An 18,136-nucleotide genomic window follows, 5' to 3' on the forward strand; every position below is an offset into this window, starting at 1 on the left:
GTGTATAAGAGACAGTCCCTCCCTCGTTCGAGCCGCTTTCGCGCTTATCACCCCGGTGCTTGCCGCACGCTTCTCAGGTTTCACCTTCAGAACATGCAGTAGTTCATTCATTTATAACGTTTTTCGGTTTGAGCTCTATGTGAGGAAGGGCACGTAAGTCCTTGTTCTTTCAAACAAAATCGCTCGAAAAAACGGTGTTTCTCCCTTGACCCGCCTAAAGCGTTACTCTAAAGTGGGAGACAGTGTGAGAAAGTGTATTTTTGTGGATTGATCGGACCATTTCGGCCGAATTTCGAGAGCGGAGCGGGGCAGGGTGCCCCGAGGGGAAAAGGACGTGTTCCAAGGGGCGTCGGCGCTGACGCTCGATGCGAAAGGCCGTATGTCGGTGCCTTCTCGTTATCGCGAAGCGCTGCAAGGCGAGGCACAGGGACGGGTGACGCTGACGAAGCACCCGGACGGTTGCCTTTTGCTGTTTCCCCGCCCCGAATGGGAAGTCTTTCGCACGAAGATCGCGGCGCTGCCGATGGATGCGCATTGGTGGCGGCGGATTTTTCTCGGCAATGCGTCCGACGTCGATCTCGATAGCGCGGGCCGCATCCTTGTCTCTCCGGAATTGCGTATGGCCGCGGGGCTGGAAAAAGAAGTCATGTTGCTCGGCATGGGAAGCCACTTCGAACTGTGGGACGCGCAGACGTACGCGGCCAAGGAACAGGCCGCGATGGCGCAGGGCATGCCGGAAGCGTTGAAGAATTTCACGTTCTGATCGCGGTTTATCGAAGGACGCTGCGATGGGAAACGAGCTGCGACACCAGACGGTGTTGCTCGAGGAAGCGGTAAATGCGCTCGTGACGCGCACGGACGGCATTTATGTCGACGGCACGTTCGGGCGCGGCGGGCACAGTCGGGCGCTGTTGGCCAGGCTCGGTGCCGCGGGTCGGCTGATCGCGTTCGACAAAGACCCGCAGGCGATCGATACGGCGCGCTCGATCGGCGATGGGCGTTTCGAGATCGTGCACGACAGCTTCGCCGCGCTTTCGTCCGCGCTTGCCGCTCGCGGTATCGCGCGGGTCTCGGGTGTATTGCTCGATCTCGGCGTGTCGTCGCCGCAGCTCGACGATCCGGAGCGGGGGTTCAGCTTTCGCGCCGACGGTCCGCTCGATATGCGGATGGACCCGACGCGTGGAGAATCGGCGGCCGAATGGCTCGCGCGAGCAACGCAGCAGGAACTGACGGAGGTGATACGCGATTATGGGGAAGAACGGTTTGCTGTTCAGATTGCAAAGGCGATTGTTGCTCGCCGGGCAGAGTCCGACCGTCTCGGGCCTCTCGTCAGCACGGGCGAGCTTGCCGAAATCGTGGCTCACGCCGTCAAGACACGTGAGAAGGGTAAGGATCCGGCAACCCGCACCTTTCAGGCTATACGGATTCACGTCAATCAAGAGCTTGCGGAGCTGCAAGTCGTTTTAGAGGCTGCATTGTCGTTGTTGGAGCAAGGGGGGCGGCTGGTGGTCATCAGCTTTCATTCGCTCGAGGATCGAATCGTGAAGCGATTCATGCAGGCGCACGCGAAAGCGCCTGCCGTCGACCGTCGCTTGCCGATTCGCGCCGCCGATCTGCCAAGTCCTCCGCTCAAAATCATCGAGCGCGTGTTTGCCGGCGCCGCTGAGGTCGAGGCCAACCCGCGAGCTCGCTCGGCCGTGATGCGCGTCGCGGAGCGCGTCGCGCCATGAGCCGTCTCAACATCCTTCTGTTGATCGTCGTTCTGGGCTGTGCGTTGTCCGTCGTCAACGCGACGAACCAGCAGCGGCGTCTTTTCGTCCAGCTCGAGCGCGCGCAGGCCGAGGAGCGTCAGCTTCAGCAGGACTACGCGCAACTGCAATATGAGCAGAGCGCGTTGTCGAAGACGTCGCGAATCGAAGGGCTCGCCTCCGATTCGCTCAAGATGCGCTCGGTCGGGAGCGGCAGCACGCAATATCTGACGCTTGTTCCCGGCGCGGCCGAGGCGCACGACGCCGCGATCCCGACGGCCGCCAGCGCGCCGATCTTCGCCAATGCGGCGCCTCGCGCGACGAAGCGCGCGGCGCCGACGAGCCGCGGAGGCGCCCGATGAAACTGCCGGGCAATCGCAAGAGCGTCACGTTTTCCGCCAGCCCCGTGCTTTCCGTGCGGCTGCCGATGTGGCGTTCCAAGCTCGTCGTCTTCCTGCTGTTCATGGCGTTCGTCGTGCTCGTCAGCCGTGCGTTCTGGATCCAGGGGCCCGGCAACGCGTTCTATCTGAAGCAGGGCGAGAGCCGCTATCAGCGCACGATCGAGCTCGCCGCCACGCGCGGCAAGATTCTCGATCGCAACGGGCTCGTGCTCGCGACGAGCCTGCCCGTGCGCGCGATTTGGGCCATTCCAGAATCGGTGCCCGAAGACATCGATCCCGGCAAGCTCGCGGCGCTCGGATCGCTGCTAGGCATGAGTCAGAAGGAGCTGCGCGCGAAGCTCTCCGGCGACAAGACATTTGCTTACGTCAAGCGGCAGGTTCCCGTCGATGTCGCCGAGAAGGTCATGGCACTCGACATCCCCGGTATTTATCAGCGCGACGAATACAAGCGCTTTTATCCCGAAGGCGAGATCACGGCGCACCTCGTCGGCTTCACGAACGTCGAGGACGAGGGTCAGGAAGGAATCGAGCTGGGCGACCAGAAGATCCTCTCGGGGATGCCCGGCATCCGCCACGTCATCAAGGACCGCATCGGCCACATCGTCGAGGATGTCGACCAGCAGGTCCCGCCGCGCAACGGCAAGGATGTCGAGCTCTCGATCGACAGCAAGATCCAGTACATCGCCTACGCGAATCTGAAGGCGGCCGTCGAGAAGTCGAAGGCGAAGGCCGGGGCCGCCATGGTCATCGACGTGCGGACGGGCGAGGTGCTCGCGCTCGTCAATTATCCGACGTACAACCCGAACGATCGCTCGCACCTGACCGGCGAGCAGTTGCGCAACCGGATCCTGACCGACGTGTTCGAGCCCGGCTCGATCATGAAGCCCTTCACCGTCTCGCTCGCGCTGGACCTGCACCGCGTCACGCCGAACACGCTCGTCGACACGGGCAACGGCCACTTCACGCTCGACGGCGCGACGATCACCGACGATTCCGGCTTCGGCGTGCTGACGGTCGGCGGCGTGATCCAGAAGTCGAGCAACATCGGCGCGACGAAGATCGCCATGACGCTCAAGCCCGAGGAAATGTGGGATATGTATACGAGCATCGGCCTTGGCCAGCCGCCGAAGGTCGGTTTTCCCGGCGCTGCCGCGGGGCGGCTGCGCCCGTGGAAAAGCTGGCGCCGCATCGAACAGGCGACGATGTCGTACGGTTATGGGCTTTCGGCATCGCTGTTCCAGCTCGCGCGCGCTTATACGGCGATCGCGCACGACGGCATGTTGCTGCCCGTCTCGATCTTTAGAGTCGATCCGACCCAGCCCGTGACCGGGTCGCAGATCTTTTCCCCGACGACGGCCCGCGAAGTGCGGGCGATGCTCGAATCGGTCGTATCCGCGCAGGGTACGTCGCCCGAGGCCGCGGTGCCCGGCTATCGCGTCGGCGGCAAGAGCGGCACGGCCTACAAGCACGCGGGCCGTGGATATGACCATTCGAAGTATCGTGCCTCGTTCGTCGGGATGGCGCCGATGCCCAATCCGCGCATCGTCGTCGCGGTCTCGATCGATGAGCCGACCTCGGGCAGCCACTTCGGCGGTTATGTCTCGGGGCCCGTGTTTGCGTCGATCGTCGGCGATACGCTGCGCACCTTGAACGTGCCGCCCGATATGCCCGTCAAGCAGCTGGTCGTTTCCGACGATACCCCCAAGACGGCCACGATGGCGGCGGCAGCTGCACGGCCGCTCGCCGTATCGGCGAATTCGCGCAACGATCCGGGAGTCGTCCGATGAGCGCGCCGGCCGAACGGCAAATCGCCGACGCGCTCGGCTGGCTGCGCGCGCATGTCGCGCCGGGTTCGCACTTGCATTCGGACACGCGCACACTCGCCGCCGGGGATGCGTTCCTCGCTTACGCCGTCGAGGGAGCCGACAATCGTGCCCATATCGCGCGAGCGTTCGAATCGGGCGCGGCGGCCGCGCTCTATCAGCCCGAAGGCTTTACAGAGAGCGTGGACGCGACGCGCACGCTCGCGGTGCCCGCGCTGAACGAATGGGCGGGCGAGATCGCGAGCCGCTGGTATGGTTCCCCCAGCGAGAGGCTCTTGACGGTGGGCGTGACGGGGACCAACGGCAAGACATCGTGTTCGCATTGGATCGCGGCGGCGCTGACCGCGCTCGATACGCCGTGCGCGCTGATCGGCACGCTCGGTAGCGGGATGCCGGGTCATTTGGTGCAGACGGGATTTACGACACCCGATGCGCCCCAGCTGCAACGCAGTCTCGCCGAGCTGCTTGCCGGCGGTGCGCGCGCCGTGGCGATGGAGGTGTCGTCGCACGCGCTCCATCAGGGGCGAGTGAACGGAACCGCATTCGACATCGCCGTTTTTACGAATCTCACGCAGGATCACCTCGACTATCACCGGACCTTCGAGGCTTACGAAGCCGCGAAGGCTCGACTTTTCGACTGGCCCACGCTGCGTGCGGCCATCATCAACCGCGACGACGCGGCCGGCCGCCGTCTGATCGAGCGCACGCAGGGGCGTGTCCGCACGATCGCCTATGGCATAGGCGCCGATAGCGCCGAAAAGGCCCTCGACGCAACGGGCGCCGACGCCCGGCTCATCGCGACGAATGTCCGCGCGACGGCGGCGGGCACGGCGTTTCATCTGTCGTCGGATTGGGGCGATGCCGATGTCGAAGTCGGAACGCTCGGCGCATTCAACGTCAGCAATCTGCTCGCGGTGCTCGGCGCACTGCTCGCGGCCGACGTGCCGCTTGCCGATGCGCTCATCCAGCTCGCCAAGCTGGAGCCCGTCAACGGACGCATGCAGCGGCTCGGCGGGCGGCTCGCGAGCGACGAGCCGCTCGTCGTCGTCGACTATGCGCATACGCCCGACGCGCTCGAGAAAACGCTCGAGGCGCTGCGGCCGATCGCCGAGGCGCGCGGCGGCAAGCTGGTCTGTATGTTCGGCTGCGGCGGCGATCGCGATGCGACGAAGCGCCCCTTGATGGGCGCGATCGCCGAGCGGCTTGCCGACGTGGTCGTCGTGACGAGCGACAACCCGCGCAGCGAGAACGCCCAGTCGATCATCGAGCAAATCGTCGCCGGCATGGGCGACGCGAGCCGCGCACGCGCCATCGAGGATCGCGCGAACGCGATCTTGCAAACGGTGCGCGGTGCAGCGCGCGAGGACGTCGTCGTGCTGGCCGGCAAGGGGCATGAAGCAACACAGGAAATCATGGGCAAGAAGCGCGCTTTTTCCGATCAGGACCATGCACGGCTCGCACTAGCGGCCCGGGCGACCCATACGCGCGGAGGCGGCGAATGACGATGCTGACGCTGACCGAAGCAGCGCGTCTCATTCCCGGCGCAACGATCGTTGGCGACGGCGCAGCCGCGTTCGAACGCATTTGCACCGATAGCCGCACGGCCGGCCCCGGCGACTTATTCGTCGCTTTGAGAGGCGAGCGCTTCGACGCGCACGACTTTCTCGCCGACGTCGCTGCGCGCGGCGTATCGGCCGTCCTCGCGGCGCGCATCCCCTCGTCCGATTGGAACCTGCCGACGATCGTCGCGTCCGACACCCGCGCGGCACTGGCGGACCTCGCGCGCGGCTGGCGCCGGCGCTTCCCCATCCCACTCGTGGCGGTGACGGGCAGCAACGGGAAGACGACGGTGAAGGAGATGATCGCGTCGATCTTCGCGGCGGCGGTGGGCGCGAACGACCGCCTCGCGACGGCCGGCAACTTCAACAACGAGATCGGGCTGCCGCTCACGCTCTTGCGCCTGAACGCGACGCACAAGCTCGCCGTCGTCGAGCTCGGGATGAATCATCCCGGTGAAACGGATACCCTCGCGAAGATCGCCGAGCCGACGATCGCGCTCGTCAACAACGCGCAGCGCGAGCACCAGGAATTCATGGAGACGGTCGAAGCCGTCGCGCTCGAGCATGCGAGCGTGATTCATGCGCTCGGCCCCGACGGCATGGCTGTCTTTCCCGCCGACGATGCTTACGCGGGGATCTGGCGTGTCGCGGCGACGGGCAACCGCATCGTCGATTTCGCGCTGTTGACGGCCGATGACGCGCAACCGGCGAATGCCGCCGCCGTCACCGGCGAATTCGCCGGCAACCGTTTGCGGGTGCGCACGCCGGCCGGCGAGTTCGAAGCGGCGCTGCAGGTGCTGGGCGCGCACAACGCCCGCAACGCTCTCGCGGCGACATCGGCGGCGTTGGCAGCCGGCGTCGCACTCGATGCGATCCGTCGAGGCCTGGAGGCGTTCTCTCCGGTCAAAGGCCGGCTGCAGGTGAAGCGTGCCGTTTCCGGCTCGCTTGCCGGCGCGACCGTCATTGACGACACCTACAACGCGAATCCCGATTCGATGCGCGCGGCGATCGACGTGCTAGCCGCCGGACCGGCGCCGCGCGTGCTCGTGATGGGCGACATGGGCGAGGTCGGGGATCACGGACCGGCGTTTCATCGCGAGATCGGGGCCTACGCGCGCGAGCGCGGCATCGATGCGCTCTTTGGGCTCGGCGACGCGACGCGCGACGCCTGCGCGGCATTCGAGGCCGGCGCTGCCGCCTCCCAGGCCTCGGCGGCGCGAGCGCGCCATTTCGACGAAGTGGCCGCTTTGATCGACGCGTTGCGGCAGGCCGGCCTCGACGCGAGCGCGACGTTGCTCGTGAAGGGGTCGCGCTTCATGCGCATGGAACGCGTCGTCGATGCATTGACTCAAGTACAACCGAATGTGCCGGGCGCGGAGCCCGGTACGCACTGAGAGAAGGACGAGCATGCTGCTGGTGTTGGCGCAATGGCTGCAGAACGACGCAAGCTTTTTGCGCGTGTTCAACTATCTGACGTTTCGCGCGGTGGCGGCGACGATCACCGCGCTTTTGATCGGGCTCGTCTGTGGCCCGTGGGTCATTCGCAAGCTCACTTTGATGAAGGTCGGCCAGGCGGTGCGGACAAACGGGCCGCAGACACACCTCGTCAAGTCCGGCACGCCGACGATGGGGGGCGTGCTGATCCTCATCGGCATTGCGGTATCGACTTTGCTTTGGGCCGACCTCACGAATCGCTTCATCTGGATCGTGATGCTCGTGACGTTCGGCTTCGGCGTGATTGGCTGGGTCGACGACTACCGCAAGGTCGTCTACAAGGATCCGCGCGGGATGTCCTCACGCGAGAAGTATTTCTGGCAATCGGTGATCGGGCTCTTCGCGGCGGTCTACCTCGCATTCAGCGTCTCGGAGGCGAGCAATGTGCGCGTCTTCGATCTGTTCATGGCCTGGGTGCGAAGCGGGCTTTCGATGGGATTGCCGGCGAAGGCGGACTTGTTGTTGCCGTTTCTGAAGTCGGTCACCTATCCGCTTGGCGTATGGGGTTTCATCGCGCTCACGTACTTCGTCATCGTCGGCGCGAGCAACGCGGTCAACCTGACGGACGGTCTCGACGGCCTCGTCATCATGCCCGTCGTGCTCGTCGGCGCTTCGCTCGGCGTGTTCGCCTATGTCATGGGCAGCTCCGTCTATTCGAAGTACCTGCTCTTCCCGCACATCCCGGGCGCGGGCGAGCTGATGGTCTTCTGCTCGGCGATGGGCGGCGCGGGGCTCGCCTTCCTTTGGTACAACACGCACCCCGCGCAGGTCTTCATGGGCGACGTCGGCGCGCTGGCCCTGGGCGGCGCGCTCGGCACCATCGCCGTGATCGTGCGCCAGGAAATCGTGCTGTTCATCATGGGCGGCATTTTCGTTGCCGAGACGCTGTCCGTGATGCTGCAAGTGACGTGGTTCAAGTTCACGAAGCGCCGATACGGCGAAGGGCGGCGCATCTTCAAGATGGCGCCGCTGCATCACCACTTCGAGCTCTCCGGATGGAAGGAGACCCAGGTCGTCGTGCGCTTCTGGATCGTGACGTTGATGCTGTGTCTGTTCGGGCTCTCCACTCTCAAGTTGCGTTGATAGGAAGGAAAAGCAAGCGATGTTCGGCGAGATGTTTCGTGATCGGCAAAGTCCGACGGTGCTGGTACTGGGGCTCGGCGAATCCGGCCTCGCGATGGCGCGCTGGTGCGCGCGCCACGGGTGCCGGCTGCGCGTTGCCGACACGCGCGAGGCGCCGCCGAATCTGTCGCTGCTCGAAGCCGAGCGCATCGAGGCCGAATTCGTCGGCGGTGCGTTCACGCCCGCGCTCATCGAAGGCGGCATCGAGCTGATTGCGGTGAGCCCCGGTCTTTCTCCGCTTGCGCCCGATCTCGCCGCGCTGCTCGCGAGCGCGCGCGAGCGCGGCGTTCCCGTGTGGGGCGAGCTCGAGCTCTTCGCACGCGCGCTGCGGCATCTCGGTGAGAGCGGCTATGCGCCGAAGGTGATCGCCATCACGGGCACGAACGGCAAGACGACCACCACGAGCCTCACGGGGCTGCTCTGCCGGCGAGCCGGCAAGCGCGTCGCCGTCGCCGGCAACATCAGTCCCACGATGCTCGATACGCTTTCCGAGGCGATCGACAACACGGCGCTGCCCGACGTCTGGGTGCTCGAACTCTCGAGCTTTCAGCTCGAAACCGCGCTGACATTCGACCCCGACGCGGCCGCCGTGCTCAATATCACGCAGGATCACCTCGACTGGCATGGCAACTTCGATGCTTATACGGCCGCGAAAGGGCGCATTTTCGGCCCGCATACGACACGCGTGCTCAACCGCGACGACGCTCGCGCGATGACGCTTGCGGGCGCGGCCGATTCGGCGAAAGCAAGCGGCGCCGAGCACGTGATCACATTCGGCCTCGACGAGCCGCAGCGCGTCGGCGACTATGGCCTCGTGCGCGAGAACGGCATCAACTGGCTCGCGCAAGCGCAAGAGCGGGACTCCGCAGACGAGCCGGTCTCGTCGTCGCGGCGGCGCAGGCACGAGGGCGCCGCGTCGGCGGCCCCAGTCGATCTCACGCTGAAGCGCCTGATGCCCGCCGATGCCCTGCGCATCCGCGGTTTGCACAACGCGGCGAATGCGCTCGCCGCGCTTGCGCTCGCGCGGGCAATCGGCCTGCCTGCCGCGCCCGTGCTGCACGGTCTGCGCGAGTATCGCGGCGAGCCGCATCGCGTGGAGCTGATCGGCTCGCTCGACGGTGTCGACTTCGTCGACGACAGCAAGGGGACGAATGTCGGCGCGACGGTCGCGGCCCTCGACGGGCTCGCGCAACGGACCGTGCTGATCGCGGGCGGCGAGGGCAAGGGGCAGGACTTCGCGCCGCTTGCGCGGCCCGTGGCGCGCTGGTGCCGCGCCGTGATGTTGATCGGCCGCGACGCGCCGCTCATTCGTGCGGCGCTCGCCGAGACCGGCGTCCCGCTCGAAACGCATCCGACGCTCGAAGCGGCGACGCGCGCGGCGGCCGCCGTCGCGCAAGCCGGCGACGCCGTGCTGCTTTCGCCCGCCTGCGCGAGCTTCGACATGTTCAAGCACTACGCGCATCGCGCCGAGGTATTTCGCGGCGCGGTCGACGACATCGCGGCGGAACGGGGGACGATGCTATGAGCTGGACCGAGCGCACCGGACAACGGTTCTTCACGGAACGCAGCGGCGCATCGCTTCGGCGTGGCGACGCCAAGGCAGGCGCGGACTCGGACGCGCGCAGGCGTGCGGGCGGCCTCGCGAGCGTCGTGAGCGGCATGCGGCCGACGCGCTCGCGCATGCTCGATTACGATCATTCGCTGTTGTGGGCTGTCATTGCCTTGCTCGGGCTCGGCGTCGTCATGGTCTACTCGGCCTCGATCGCGATGCCCGACTCGCCGAAGTACGCGTCGTATCACACGTACGCGTTCCTCGTGCGTCACATTGCTTCGATCGCCGTCGCAACGATTGCCGCCGTCGTCGCGTTCAAGATCCCGATTTCGGTCTGGGACAAGCAGGCGCCGAAGTTTTTCCTGATCGCGCTCGTCGGGCTCGTGATCGTGCTGATTCCGCACATCGGCAAGGGTGTGAACGGCGCGCGCCGATGGTTGCCGCTCGGCCTCATGAACATGCAGCCGTCCGAGATCATGAAGCTTGCCGTGACGATCTACGCGGCGAACTACACCGTTCGCAAGCAGGAGTACATGGGCAGTTTCGCGAAGGGCTTTTTGCCGATGGCGTTTGCCGTCGGCGTCGTCGGTGCGCTGTTGCTGCTCGAGCCCGACATGGGTGCGTTCATGGTGATCGCGGCGATCGCAATGGGCCTGCTTTTCCTGGGGGGGGTGAACGGCAAGCTCTTCGGCGGACTCGTCGCCACGGCCGTCGGCACTTTTGGGTTGCTCGTCTGGGCGTCCCCGTGGCGGCGCGAGCGAATCTTCGCCTACCTCGATCCGTGGGACGATCGCTACGCGCAGGGGAAGGCTTACCAGCTCACGCACTCGCTGATCGCGTTCGGCCGCGGCGAGTGGTTCGGCGTGGGGCTCGGCGGCAGTGTCGAGAAGCTCAATTACTTGCCGGAAGCGCATACCGACTTCATTCTCGCCGTGATCGGCGAAGAGCTCGGCTTCGTTGGCGTGCTCGCCGTGATCCTGCTCTTCTATTGGATCGTGCGCCGCTCGTTCGAGATCGGCCGGCAGGCGCTCGCGCTCGACCGTACGTTCGCCGGCCTCGTGGCCAAGGGCGTGGGACTTTGGTTCGGCGTGCAGACGTTCATCAACATCGGCGTCAATCTCGGCATCTTGCCGACGAAGGGCCTGACGCTGCCGCTCGTCAGCTATGGCGGCTCGGGCATCGTGCTCAATTGCCTGGCGATCGCGCTCCTCATGCGCGTCGATTACGAGAATCGTGTGCTGATGCGTGGGGGGAAGGTATGAGTTCCACCCCGCAGCGCACGCTCATGGTGATGGCCGGCGGCACCGGGGGGCACGTCTTCCCCGGGCTCGCGGTCGCCCACCGTATGCGCGCCTGGGGCTGGCGAGTGGTCTGGCTCGGCAATCCGGCCGGCATGGAGGCGACGCTCGTCCCGAAGCACGGGATTCCGATGGAGTACGTGCGCTTCGGCGGATTGCGCGGCAAGGGGCTCAAGACGCTGCTGATGTTGCCCGTCAATTTGTTGCGCGCTTGCCTGGAAAGCCGGCGTGCGTTGCGGCGCGTGCGGCCCGACGTCGTGCTCGGCATGGGCGGCTACATCACGTTTCCGGCCGGCGTCATGACGGCGCTCGAGCGGCGGCCGCTCGTCCTGCACGAGCAGAACTCGGTGGCCGGTCTCGCGAACAAGGTGCTGGCAAAGCTCGCGCGGCGTGTGCTCGTCGCGTTTCCCGACGCGCTGCCGAACGCCGAGTGGACCGGCAATCCGCTGCGCGATGCGCTCACCCATGCATCCGAGCCGCAGGCGCGCTATGCGGGCCGCGTCGGTCCGCTGAACCTGCTCGTTGTCGGCGGCAGTCTCGGCGCAGCCGCATTGAACGAAGTCGTCCCACGCGCGCTCGCGCTGCTGTCGCCGGATTCGCGTCCGCGTGTGGTGCATCAGGCGGGCGCGAAGCATATCGACGCGTTGCGCGCGAATTATGAAGCGGCCGGCCTCTCGACGGGCGAAGGGCTCCAGCTCGTTCCCTTCATCGACGACATGGCCGCGGCTTACGCCGATGCGGATCTCGTCATCTGCCGCTCGGGCGCGATGACGGTGGCCGAAATCGCGGCCGTCGGCGTGGCGGCGCTCTTCGTGCCGTTTCCCTACGCGGTCGACGATCATCAGACGACGAACGCAGAGTTTCTCTCGGAGCGGGAGGCGGCGGTACTCGTGCAGCAGCGCGACTTGTCGCCCGAAGCGCTGGCCGATTGGCTGCGCGGGCAAACGCGCGAAACGCTCGCCGAGATGGCCGGGCGCGCGCGCTCGCTCGCGAAGCCCGAGGCGACGGATCGGGTCGCGCAGGTTTGCGCGGCCGTGGCGCAAGCGCGCCAGGAAGGAAAGCAATGAAACACATCGTCAAACACATTCATTTTGTCGGGATCGGCGGTGCCGGCATGAGCGGCATCGCGGAAGTCCTCGTGACGCTCGGCTATCGGGTGAGCGGCTCGGACCTCGCGCGCAGCGCCACCACCGATCGCCTGGCATCGCTCGGCGCGCGCATCGCGCTCGGCCACGACGCCGCGCATATCGAAGGCGCGGACGCGGTCGTCGTTTCGACGGCCGTGCGCAGCGACAACCCCGAGGTGCTCGCCGCACGCCGCCTGCGCGTGCCGATCGTGCCGCGCGCCGTCATGCTGGCCGAGCTGATGCGCCTGAAGCAGGGCATCGCAATCGCCGGCACACACGGCAAGACCACGACGACGAGCCTCGTCGCGAGCGTCCTCGCCGCGGGCGGGCTCGACCCGACCTTCGTCATCGGCGGGCGCCTGACGAGCGCGGGTGCCAACGCTCGGCTCGGCACAGGTGATTTCATCGTGGCCGAAGCGGACGAATCCGACGCGTCGTTCCTGAATCTCTTACCCGTGATCGAAGTCGTGACGAACATCGATGCGGACCATATGGATACGTACGGGCACGACTTCGCGCGGCTCAAGCAGGCGTTCATCGAGTTTACGCAGCGGCTGCCGTTCTACGGCATCGCGGTGCTCTGCGTCGACGACTCGAACGTGCGGGAAATCCTGCCGTTCGTCTCGAAGCCGATCATCCGCTACGGCTTCGCGGCCGACGCGCAGGTGCGCGCCGTCAATGTGCTCGCGCGCGACGGCAAGATGTATTTCACGGCGATGCGCGAGGACGCGCCGGCGCTCGACATCGTGCTCAATATGCCGGGCATGCACAACGTGCAAAACGCGCTCGCGGCGATCGCGATCGCCACGGAACTCGAAGTCGCCGATGCCGACATCCAGCGTGCGCTCGCCGAGTTCACGGGCGTGGGTCGGCGCTTTCAGCGGTACGGCGAAATCGAAATCGGCTCGGGCGGCCGCTACACGCTCGTCGACGACTACGGCCATCACCCGGTCGAAATGGCGGCGACGATCGCGGCCGCTCGCGGCGCATTCCCCGAGCGCAGGATCGTGCTCGCGTTTCAGCCGCACCGGTACACGCGCACGCGCGATTGCTTCGAGGACTTCGTCAGCGTGCTCTCGAGCGTCGATGCGCTCGTGCTGACGGATGTCTATGCGGCCGGCGAGACGCCGATCGTCGCGGCGGATGGGCGCGCGCTGTCGCGCGCGATCCGCGTGGCCGGCAAGGTCGAGCCGGTATTCGTCGAAACGGCCGACGACGTGCCGGCGGCGCTCGCGGCGCTCGTCCACGACGGCGATGTGGTGATCACGATGGGCGCGGGCTCGATCGGCGCGGTGCCGGCGCGGCTCGTCCAAGATGCAAAGGCATGACATGAATATCGATCCAAAACGTTTCGGCAAAGTGGCGGTGCTGCTCGGTGGCGAATCCGCCGAGCGCGAGGTCTCGCTCAATTCGGGGCGCCTCGTCTTGCAGGGGCTGCGCGCGGCCGGTATCGACGCGCATCCGTTCGATCCGTCCGAGCGTCCGCTGTCCGCGTTGAAAGACGAGGGCTTCGTGCGCGCGTTCAACGCACTGCACGGCGGCTATGGCGAAAACGGCCAGCTCCAGGGCGCGCTCGATTTCTACGGCATTCGTTATACGGGCAGCGGCGTGCTCGGCTCGGCGCTCGGTCTCGACAAGTTCCGCACGAAGCTCGTCTGGCAGCAACTCGGCATCCCGACGCCGCCGTTCGAGGCGGTGATGCGCGGCGACGATTACGCGGCGCGGGCGCAGGCCATCGTCGCCAAGCTCGGCTTGCCGCTCTTCGTCAAGCCGGCGAGCGAGGGGTCGAGCGTCGCCGTGACGAAGGTGAAGAGCGCCGATGCGCTGCCGGCCGCACTCGCGGAAGCGGCGAAGTTCGACAAGATCGTGCTCGTCGAGAAGAGCATCGAGGGCGGCGAGTACACGGCCTGCATCGCGGGCAAGCTCGAGTTGCCGATCATCAAGATCGTGCCGGCCGGCGAGTTCTACGACTATCACGCGAAGTACGTCGCGAACGACACGCAATACCTGATTCCGTGCGGCCTCGCGCCCGAAGAGGAAGCGCGCCTGCAGGCGCTTTCGCGTCGCGCGTTCGACGTGCTCGGCTGTACCGACTGGGGCCGGGCCGATTTCATGCTCGACGCGGCCGGCAACCCGTACTTCCTCGAAGTGAACACGGCGCCTGGCATGACCGATCACTCGTTGCCGCCGAAGGCGGCGCGCGCGGTCGGCATCAGCTACGAGGCGCTCGTCGTCGAGGTGCTCGCGCTGACGCTCGACAAGGACTGACGCACAGATCATGTGGAACAACGTTCGCCAGCTCAATCTCGCCGCCAACGCGCTTTATGCGCTGGCGCTCGCCGCGCTCGTCGCGTCGGGCGGGATCTGGCTCGCGCAACGTCCATCGTTTGCGCTTTCCGCCATTCTCATCGGCGGCGACACCGATCACATCAATACGCCGACCGTGCGCGCGAGTGTGATCGGCCATCTGAAGGGCAATTTTTTCACCGTCGATCTCGACGCGGCGAGGCAGGCGTTCGAGCAGATGCCGTGGGTGCGACGCGCAAGCGTGCGGCGTGTGTGGCCGAACGCACTCGCCGTCACGCTCGAGGAGTACAAGCCGCTCGGAACGTGGGGCAGCGATCAGCTCGTTTCCGCCGACGGGGAGCTTTTCACGGCGAACCAGGGCGAGCTCGACAACGATCTGCCCGCGTTCGACGGTCCGCCCGGCACGGCCAAGGAAGTCGTCGCACGCTACTTCCAATTCAAGCAGTGGCTGGCGCCGATCGGGGCGACGCCGGAGGAAGTGACGCTTTCGCCGCGTTATGCGTGGACCGTGAAACTGTCGAACGGCACCGAGATCGAATACGGCCGTGAGCGTAACGCGTCGACGCTCGAGGAGCGGAGCCGACGGTTGACCGCGGCATGGAAGGCAGTGACGGCGCGCTGGGGGAGCGACATCGAATATGCGGACTTGCGCTATCCGAACGGCTTTGCGATTCGCGCGGCGGGGATGCGTTTCATCGGCGATGCATCGAGCGCCGCGCAGCCCAAGAGGTAAGAGAAAGAACCACACATGAGCACGCTATGAGTAAAGACTACAAAGATCTGCTGGTTGCTCTCGACATCGGCACGGCCAAGGTCGTCGCGATCGTCGCCGAGCTTCGGGGCGAAGGCCATTACGAAGTGATCGGTCTTGGGCAAAGCGAATCGAAGGGGCTCAAGAAAGGCGTGGTGGTCAATATCGAGGCCACCGTGCAATCGATCCAGCGCGCGCTCGAAGAAGCGGAACTGATGGCCGATTGCAAGATCACAAACGTCTTTACCGGCATCGCGGGCAGTCATATCCGCAGCTTCAACTCGAGCGGAATGGTCGCGATCAAGGACAAGGAGGTCACGCAGACGGACGTCGCGCGCGTGATCGAAACGGCCAAGGCGATCAACATTCCCACGGATCAGCAGGTGCTGCACATCCTCACGCAGGAATTCATCATCGACGGGCAGGAAGACGTGCGCGAGCCGATCGGCATGAGCGGCATCCGCCTCGAGGTGAAGGTGCACATCGTGACGGGTGCCGTGTCCGCCGCGCAGAACATCGTCAAGTGCGTGCGCCGCTGCGGCCTCGAGGTCAACGATCTGATCCTGCAGCCGCTCGCGTCGTCGCTCGCGGTGCTGACCGAAGACGAGAAGGAGCTCGGCGTCGTGCTCGTCGACATCGGCGGCGGCACGACCGATATCGCGATCTTCAGCGAGGGCGCGATTCGCCATACGGCCGTGATCCCGATCGCGGGCGACCAGGTGACGAGCGACATCGCGATGGCGCTGCGCACGCCGACGCCCGACGCCGAGGACATCAAGGTCGGCTACGGCATCGCGAAGCAGGCGCTCGCGGACCCCGATGAAATGATCGAAGTGCCGGGGCTCGGCGAGCGCGGGCCGCGCACGCTATCGCGCCAGGCGCTCGCGGCCGTCATCGAGCCGCGCGTCGAAGAGCTCTTCTCGCTCGTGCATCAGGTCGTGCGCGAATCCGGGTACGAGGAGCTCTTGAGCTCGGGTGTCGTGCTGACGGGCGGCGCATCGATGATGCCGGGCATGGTCGAGCTCGGAGAGGACATTTTCCTGAAGCCGGTACGCATCGGCGTGCCCGAGTATGCGGGCGGCCTGGCCGACGTCGTGCGCAATCCGCGCTACTCGACGGCGATGGGGCTGCTCGTCGAAGGCTCGTCGCAGCGCATGCGCGGCCGCAAGGTCGCCGTGCAGTCGGGATCGATGGGGCAGGTCTTCTCGCGCATGAAGGATTGGTTTTTGGGCAATTTTTGAATTTTCGAATTCGCGCCGGTGCCGGCGGCTTGCGCGCGACAGGGGATTGCCCGATCCCTTGCCGAATAACGGCCGAGAGCGGGATTTTTTCTTGACGGAGGCAATATGGAATTCCAGATGTTGGAAACGGAAACCAGCGGCACCATCATCAAGGTGGTCGGCGTTGGGGGTGCCGGCGGCAACGCCGTGCAGCATATGATCAACAAGGGGGTGCAAGGCGTCGATTTCGTCGTCATGAACACCGATGCCCAGGCGCTCGCGCGCTCGCGCGCGTCGCACGTGATCCAGCTCGGCAACACGGGCCTCGGCGCCGGTGCGAAGCCCGAGATGGGGCGCGCGGCGGCCGAAGAGGCGCGAGAGCGGATCGCCGATGCGCTGCGCGGCGCGCACATGGTCTTCATCACGGCCGGCATGGGCGGCGGCACGGGTACGGGCGCGGCGCCCGTGGTCGCGCAAATCGCCAAGGAGATGGGCATCCTGACCGTCGGCGTCGTCAGCAAACCGTTCGAGTTCGAGGGCGGCAAGCGGATGCGCGTGGCGGAGGCAGGTTCGCAGCAACTGGAGGATCACGTCGACTCGCTGATCGTCGTCCTGAACGACAAGCTGTTCGAGGTGATGGGCGATGACGCCGAAATGGACAAGTGCTTCCAGTGCGCTGACGATGTGCTCAACAACGCGGTGGCCGGCATTGCGGAGATCATCAACGTCGACGGTCTCGTGAACGTCGACTTCGAGGACGTGAAGACGGTGATGGGCGAGCAGGGCAAGGCGATGATGGGCACGGCGACCGTGGCCGGCGTCGATCGCGCGCGGCTCGCCGCCGAGCAGGCCGTTGCGAGCCCGCTGCTCGAAGGCGTCGATCTGTCGGGCGCGCGCGGCGTGCTCGTCAACATCACGTCGAGCCGTTCGCTGCGCCTTTCGGAAACGCGCGAGGTCATGAACACGATCAAGAGCTACGCGGCTGAAGACGCGACCGTCATCTTCGGCGCCGTCTACGACGACGCGATGGGCGATGCGTTGCGCGTGACCGTCGTCGCGACGGGGCTTGGCCGCACCGCCGCGAGCGCCGCGAAGAAGCAGCAGTCGGCACCGATGACGCTCCTGCGCACGGGCACGGACAACCAGCCCGTCAGCGCCGTGCATCACGGCTATGCGACGCCGCACGCGACGTCGTCGGCCGATTACGGCGCGTTCGACACGCCGGCCGTCTGGCGCAACTCGCGCGAAACCGCCGCTTCGCACGTGCAGGCGCTGCAGGAAAAGGGCGTCGACACGTACGACATCCCGGCGTTCTTGCGCAAGCAGGCGGACTGACGCGCGCGGCGCCAAACGGCGTCGCGCGATGAGCGCTTGCGAGCGCACGAAGGGCTGAGCATGTTGAACGGCAACGGCGCAAGACGGCCGCGTCTTCTCGGACGCGCGGTCGGAGCGACGGTGCGCGGCGCATCGGCGAAGCGGGTCGGCAGGCTGTCGGCACGCGTGCGTCCGGTGGCGGCGCACCGCGGCGGCGCACGGCGCACGCGAATCTGCGAGGCGCCCTGCGACAGGCGGATCTGGCAGCGGGCCGCAAGATAGGTTGGCGGCGCGCGGTCTGCGTCGAGGCTTACTGCCGTGCGAAAGGCGCGCATCTCGGGCAAGATGCGCGGAGTGCGATCGCGCGGACGGAAGATGTCGACGGCCGTCGCTTCGACGAAAAACCGGCGCACAGCGTTG

General features: G+C 66.0%; 15 protein-coding genes. All 15 read left to right on the forward strand.

What is annotated here, in order from left to right; genetic code table 11:
- Positions 1–334: 334 nt before the first annotated feature.
- The 15 genes from mraZ (at position 335) to ftsZ (ending at position 17,737) form a co-directional block, all read left to right on the forward strand.
- Entirely contained in the window at positions 335–763 is a 429-nt protein-coding gene (gene mraZ / locus C9I57_RS08440; protein WP_020566426.1) for a division/cell wall cluster transcriptional repressor MraZ, read from the forward strand.
- Between the two features lie 25 nt (positions 764–788).
- On the forward strand, positions 789–1,730 hold the full coding sequence (gene rsmH / locus C9I57_RS08445; protein ID WP_107150204.1) for a 16S rRNA (cytosine(1402)-N(4))-methyltransferase RsmH: 942 nt from the start codon (positions 789–791) through the stop codon (positions 1,728–1,730).
- Positions 1,727–2,110 carry a cell division protein FtsL gene (ftsL, locus tag C9I57_RS08450; RefSeq protein WP_107150205.1) on the forward strand — a complete coding sequence of 128 codons (384 nt, stop codon included), beginning with the start codon at positions 1,727–1,729 and terminating at the stop codon, positions 2,108–2,110. Before rsmH ends, ftsL begins: the two co-directional genes overlap by 4 nt.
- Positions 2,107–3,936, forward strand: coding sequence for a peptidoglycan D,D-transpeptidase FtsI family protein (locus C9I57_RS08455; protein ID WP_107150206.1), 1,830 nt, complete (start codon positions 2,107–2,109; stop codon positions 3,934–3,936). The genes ftsL and C9I57_RS08455 overlap by 4 nt, the downstream gene beginning before the upstream one ends.
- Positions 3,933–5,474: a UDP-N-acetylmuramoyl-L-alanyl-D-glutamate--2,6-diaminopimelate ligase gene (locus tag C9I57_RS08460; protein WP_107150207.1), complete on the forward strand. Its 1,542-nt coding sequence runs from the start codon at positions 3,933–3,935 to the stop codon at positions 5,472–5,474. The genes C9I57_RS08455 and C9I57_RS08460 overlap by 4 nt, the downstream gene beginning before the upstream one ends.
- Entirely contained in the window at positions 5,471–6,925 is a 1,455-nt protein-coding gene (locus tag C9I57_RS08465) for a UDP-N-acetylmuramoyl-tripeptide--D-alanyl-D-alanine ligase (protein ID WP_107150208.1), read from the forward strand. The genes C9I57_RS08460 and C9I57_RS08465 overlap by 4 nt, the downstream gene beginning before the upstream one ends.
- A gap of 13 nt (positions 6,926–6,938) precedes the next feature.
- A complete protein-coding gene (gene mraY / locus C9I57_RS08470; RefSeq protein WP_107150209.1) occupies positions 6,939–8,108 on the forward strand; it encodes a phospho-N-acetylmuramoyl-pentapeptide-transferase in 1,170 nt (389 codons plus the stop codon).
- A gap of 19 nt (positions 8,109–8,127) precedes the next feature.
- Positions 8,128–9,672, forward strand: coding sequence for a UDP-N-acetylmuramoyl-L-alanine--D-glutamate ligase (gene murD, locus C9I57_RS08475; RefSeq protein ID WP_181321777.1), 1,545 nt, complete (start codon positions 8,128–8,130; stop codon positions 9,670–9,672).
- Complete coding sequence (ftsW, locus tag C9I57_RS08480) at positions 9,669–10,961, forward strand: putative lipid II flippase FtsW (protein WP_258187560.1); 1,293 nt, start codon at positions 9,669–9,671, stop codon at positions 10,959–10,961. The genes murD and ftsW overlap by 4 nt, the downstream gene beginning before the upstream one ends.
- A complete protein-coding gene (murG, locus tag C9I57_RS08485) occupies positions 10,958–12,064 on the forward strand; it encodes an undecaprenyldiphospho-muramoylpentapeptide beta-N-acetylglucosaminyltransferase (protein WP_107150210.1) in 1,107 nt (368 codons plus the stop codon). Before ftsW ends, murG begins: the two co-directional genes overlap by 4 nt.
- Positions 12,061–13,452, forward strand: coding sequence for a UDP-N-acetylmuramate--L-alanine ligase (gene murC, locus C9I57_RS08490; protein WP_107150211.1), 1,392 nt, complete (start codon positions 12,061–12,063; stop codon positions 13,450–13,452). Before murG ends, murC begins: the two co-directional genes overlap by 4 nt.
- A gap of 1 nt (position 13,453) precedes the next feature.
- A complete protein-coding gene (locus C9I57_RS08495) occupies positions 13,454–14,392 on the forward strand; it encodes a D-alanine--D-alanine ligase (protein ID WP_107150212.1) in 939 nt (312 codons plus the stop codon).
- Between the two features lie 10 nt (positions 14,393–14,402).
- Positions 14,403–15,164, forward strand: a complete 762-nt coding sequence (locus C9I57_RS08500; protein ID WP_107150213.1) for a cell division protein FtsQ/DivIB — start codon at positions 14,403–14,405, stop codon at positions 15,162–15,164.
- 26 nt (positions 15,165–15,190) lie between these two features.
- On the forward strand, positions 15,191–16,423 hold the full coding sequence (ftsA, locus tag C9I57_RS08505) for a cell division protein FtsA (protein WP_018442622.1): 1,233 nt from the start codon (positions 15,191–15,193) through the stop codon (positions 16,421–16,423).
- 105 nt (positions 16,424–16,528) lie between these two features.
- Positions 16,529–17,737, forward strand: a complete 1,209-nt coding sequence (gene ftsZ, locus C9I57_RS08510; RefSeq protein WP_018442621.1) for a cell division protein FtsZ — start codon at positions 16,529–16,531, stop codon at positions 17,735–17,737.
- Positions 17,738–18,136: the final 399 nt, after the last annotated feature.

The sequence above is a fragment of the Trinickia symbiotica genome (genome assembly GCF_003028655.1).
Taxonomy (GTDB): domain Bacteria; phylum Pseudomonadota; class Gammaproteobacteria; order Burkholderiales; family Burkholderiaceae; genus Trinickia; species Trinickia symbiotica_A.